The sequence below is a fragment of the Epilithonimonas hispanica genome (genome assembly GCF_003385395.1).
GTDB classification, from domain to species: Bacteria; Bacteroidota; Bacteroidia; order Flavobacteriales; family Weeksellaceae; genus Epilithonimonas; species Epilithonimonas hispanica.
In genome coordinates, this window is record NZ_QNUG01000139.1 from 1 (window position 1) to 452 (window position 452).

The window sequence follows — 452 nt, forward strand, 5'->3', positions numbered from 1 at the left end:
GTTTTAAAATACTGTATTTCAGCTTTCTGCATAGTTTTTCATATTGTTCCGTAGCTCACATAGGTTTAATTTTATCATTAAGAATTGTGAGTATGGAAACGACAAAAAAATCAACGTTTAAGGTTCTTTTCTACCTTAAAAAGAATGCCCCGAAGAAGAACGGAAAGGTTACGGTTATGTGCAGAATTACCGTAAACGGCAAACAGTCTGCATTCAGTACAAAGCTGGATATTTCCGCAACAAATTGGGATTTGAAGTACGGCAGGGTTTTAGGTAAAAGCCGAGAAGCACAAGACACAAACAGGAAACTTGACAAAATTCGTTCGGGTATTGAGGAATGCTATTCCAAAATTCTGAAGAATGAGGGGGCTGTAAACAGTGCTAAACTTAAAAATGCCGTTCTTGGGATGGAAAGCGGAGAACTGACCTTTTTCAAATTCTATGAACAGTTC

At 37.6% G+C, this 452-nt stretch carries 1 protein-coding gene; it reads left to right on the top strand.

Annotated elements, in window-relative coordinates; all coding sequences use genetic code 11:
* Positions 1 to 92: 92 nt before the first annotated feature.
* A partial coding sequence (locus DRF58_RS18235) for an Arm DNA-binding domain-containing protein (RefSeq protein ID WP_245955622.1) occupies positions 93 to 452 on the top strand: 360 nt, incomplete at its 3' end.